Below are 4,196 nucleotides of genomic sequence, written 5' to 3'. Positions count from 1 at the left end.
CCCATGCGCTCGCGGCGCACCTTGGTCTGCGTGACTTCAACGCCGCACTTCTCGCAGATGACACCGCGGTGCTTCAGACGCTTGTACTTGCCGCACAGGCATTCGTAGTCCTTGATGGGGCCAAAGATCTTGGCGCAGAACAGACCGTCACGCTCGGGCTTGAAGGTGCGGTAGTTGATGGTCTCGGGCTTCTTGACTTCACCGAAGGACCACGAGCGGATTTTTTCAGGCGAGGCCAGACCGATGCGGATCGCATCGAAGTGGTCATCGGGCGTGAACTGTTTGAACAGGTCGAGCAAAGATTTCATGTGACTCTTTCCAAATCGTTAATCAGTTGAGGACAGAGCAAAAACGGCTGCGCAGTTTCTGGTCTGTCCCGCAAGGTCTCAGGACCGCTCAAGCTCAATATCGATACCGAGCGAGCGGATCTCCTTGACCAGCACGTTGAACGACTCGGGCATGCCCGCCTCGATCGTGTGCTCGCCCTTGACGATGCTCTCGTAGACCTTGGTGCGACCTTGCACGTCGTCCGACTTGACGGTGAGCATTTCCTGCAGGATGTACGAGGCACCGTAGGCTTCCAGCGCCCACACCTCCATCTCGCCGAAACGCTGACCACCGAACTGCGCCTTGCCGCCCAGCGGCTGCTGGGTGACGAGCGAGTAAGGACCGGTGGAACGGGCGTGCATCTTGTCGTCGACCAGGTGGTGCAGCTTCAGGAAGTGCATGTAACCCACGGTGGTCTTGCGCTCGAAAGCGTCACCCGTGCGGCCGTCGTACAGCTGCGCCTGGGTGCGGGTGGCGGTCAAGCCCTTGATCTCGGCGATGTCGTCGGGATACGCGAGCTTGAGCATGGTGCGGATCTCGTCTTCCGAAGCACCGTCGAACACCGGGGTGGCGAACGGCACGCCGGTGGTGAGGTTCTCGGCCATCTCGACCACTTCGGCATCGCTCATGTCGCCCAGCGACTCTTTTTTGCCGGCCTGGTTGTAGATGGTGTCGAGGAAACCGCGCAGCTCGGAGACCTTGGCTTCGGCTTGCAGCATGTCGCCGATGCGCTGGCCCAGGCCCTTGGCGGCCCAGCCCAGATGGACTTCGAGCACCTGCCCCACGTTCATGCGCGAAGGCACGCCCAGCGGGTTGAGCACGATGTCGGCAGGCGTGCCGTCAGCCATGTAAGGCATGTCTTCCACGGGCACAATCTTGGAGACCACACCCTTGTTGCCGTGACGGCCGGCCATCTTGTCACCCGGCTGCAGGCGACGCTTGACGGCCAGGTAGACCTTGACCATTTTCAGCACGCCCGCGGGCAACTCGTCGCCTTGCGTGAGCTTCTTGCGCTTTTCTTCGAACATCAGGTCAAAGCTGTGGCGCGTCTGCTCCATCGAGTTCTTGATCGACTCGAGCTGGGCCGCCACGGTGTCGTCGGCCGGGCGAATGTCGAACCAGTGGTACTTCTCGACATCGTCCAGGTAGGCCTTGTCGATGGTCGTGCCCTTGGACAGCTTCTTCGGGCCGCCGTTGGCCAGTTTGCCGATCAGCAGCTTCTCGATCCGGTCGAAGGCGTCGGCTTCCACGATGCGCAGCTGGTCGTTCAGGTCCAGGCGGAAACGCTTGAGCTCGTCGTCGATGATCTGCTGGGCGCGCTTGTCGCGCGTGATGCCTTCGCGGGTGAAGACCTGCACGTCGATCACGGTGCCCTGTGAACCCTGGTCCACACGCAGCGAAGTGTCCTTCACGTCGGAAGCCTTCTCGCCGAAGATCGCGCGCAACAGCTTTTCTTCAGGCGTGAGGGTGGTTTCGCCTTTGGGCGTGACCTTGCCGACCAGCACGTCGCCGGGCAACACCTCGGCGCCCACGTAAATGATGCCGGAGTCGTCCAGGCGGTTGAGCTGCTGCTCGGCCAGGTTGGGAATATCGCGGGTGATTTCTTCCGCACCCAGCTTGGTGTCGCGCGCCATCACCACCAGTTCCTCGATGTGGATCGAGGTGTAGCGGTCTTCGGACACAACCTTCTCGGAGATCAAGATCGAATCTTCGAAGTTGTAGCCGTTCCAGGGCATGAAGGCGATCAGCATGTTCTGCCCGATCGAGATCTCGCCCAGATCGGTCGATGCGCCGTCGGCGATCACGTCACCCTTGGCCAGCTGGTCGCCCTTCTTCACGATGGGACGCTGGTGGATGTTGGTGTTCTGGTTGGAACGCTGGTACTTGATGAGGTTGTAGATGTCCACACCCACTTCACCGGCCACTGCTTCGGCGTCGTTCACGCGCACCACGATGCGGGTCGCGTCCACGTAGTCGACCTTGCCGCCACGGGTGGCGGTCACCACGGTGCCGGAGTCGATCGCGGCGACGCGTTCGATACCGGTGCCCACCAGCGGCTTCTCAGGACGCAGCACGGGCACGGCCTGGCGTGACATGTTGGCGCCCATCAGCGCGCGGTTCGCATCGTCGTGCTCCAGGAACGGAACCAGCGATGCCGCGACCGACACGATCTGCGCCGGCGACACGTCCATGTACTGGATGGTGTCGGACGGGGTCAGGATCGATTCACCCTTTTCACGGGCGGAGATCAGGTCACCGGTCAGGCGTCCTTCGCCGTCGAGCGTGGCGTTGGCCTGCGCGATGACGTACTTGCCTTCTTCAATGGCCGACAAGTAATCGATCTGGTTCGTGACCTTGCCTTCGATCACGCGACGGTACGGGGTTTCAATGAAACCGTACTCGTTCAGGCGAGCGTACAAAGCCAGCGAGTTGATCAGGCCGATGTTCGGGCCTTCAGGCGTCTCGATAGGGCAAACGCGACCGTAGTGGGTCACGTGCACGTCGCGCACCTCGAAGCCGGCGCGTTCGCGGGTCAGACCGCCCGGGCCAAGAGCCGACACGCGGCGCTTGTGGGTGATCTCGGCCAGCGGGTTGGTCTGGTCCATGAACTGCGACAGCTGGGACGCGCCGAAGAACTCCTTGAGGGCCGCGGAAATCGGCTTGGAGTTGATCAGGTCGTGCGGCATCAGCGGCTCTTGCTCGGCCTGGCCCAGACGCTCTTTCACGGCTTTCTCGATGCGCGCCAGACCGGTGCGGTACTGGTTCTCGGCGAGTTCGCCCACGCAACGCACGCGGCGGTTGCCCAGGTGATCGATGTCATCGACTTCACCGCGACCATTGCGCAGGTCCACCAGAATCTTGACCACGGCCAGGATGTCTTCGTTGGACAGCACCATGGCGCCGGTGGATTCGTCGCGGCCCACGCGGGCGTTGAACTTCATGCGGCCCACGCGCGACAGGTCGTACGTGTCCGGGTTGTAGAACAGGCGGTGGAACAAGGCCTGCACCGCGTCTTCGGTCGGCGGCTCGCCGGGGCGCATCATGCGGTAGATGGCCACGCGCGCAGCGAACTCGTCAGCGGTTTCGTCGATGCGCAAGGTCTGCGAGATGTACGCGCCCTGGTCGAGTTCGTTGGTGTAGAGGCACTGCAGGTCCTGCACACCGGAAGTGCGCAGTTTCTTCAGCAGCACTTCGGTCAACTCTTCGTTGGCCTTGGCGATGATCTCGCCGGTGTCTTCGTCCACGATGTTGCGCGCCACCACGCGGCCGATCATGAAGTCTTCAGGCACGCTGATGTGCGTGGTGCCCGACTGCTCGAGTTCGCGGGTGTGGCGCACGGTGATGCGCTTGTCCTTGGCGACCACAACCTTGCCGGCCTTGTCGGTGATGTCGAAACGGGCGACTTCACCGCGCAGGCGCTCGGGCACAAAGGCCATCTGCGCGCCGCTGTCCATCACGCGGAAGTGGTCGTTGACGAAGAAGTTGGCCAGGATGGTTTCCGGCGTCAGGCCGATGGCCTTGAGCAGGATCGTGACCGGCATCTTGCGGCGGCGGTCAACCCGGAAGAACAGCACGTCCTTGGGATCGAATTCGAAGTCGAGCCAGGAGCCGCGGTAAGGAATGATGCGAGCCGAGAACAGCAGCTTGCCCGAGCTGTGAGTCTTGCCCTTGTCGTGTTCAAAAAACACACCGGGCGAGCGGTGCAGCTGCGACACGATGACACGCTCGGTGCCGTTGATGATGAAGGAGCCCTTCTCGGTCATCAGGGGCACTTCGCCCATGTAGACCTCTTGCTCTTTCACTTCCTTGATCACCTTGGACTGCGCGGTCGAGGACTCGCGGTCATAGATGATGAGCTGCACGCGGGC

The 4,196-nt window shown here is 62.0% G+C and carries 2 protein-coding genes; both read right to left on the bottom strand.

The genetic code is table 11. From position 1 onward, the window contains the following. Positions 1-308, bottom strand: a 308-nt coding sequence (locus Q0C59_RS18995) for a hypothetical protein (protein WP_291218513.1), incomplete at its 3' end; no start/stop codon positions are given. 78 nt (positions 309-386) lie between these two features. Continuing rightward, the coding region (gene rpoB / locus Q0C59_RS18990; RefSeq protein ID WP_291218511.1) for a DNA-directed RNA polymerase subunit beta at positions 387-4,196 on the bottom strand (3,810 nt) is incomplete at its 5' end.

Source organism: Hydrogenophaga sp. (assembly GCF_022844385.1).
Taxonomy (GTDB): Bacteria; Pseudomonadota; Gammaproteobacteria; order Burkholderiales; family Burkholderiaceae_C; genus Hydrogenophaga.
Note: the sequence above shows the minus strand (reverse complement) of the source record. Positions and strands in the feature narration are given on the sequence as shown.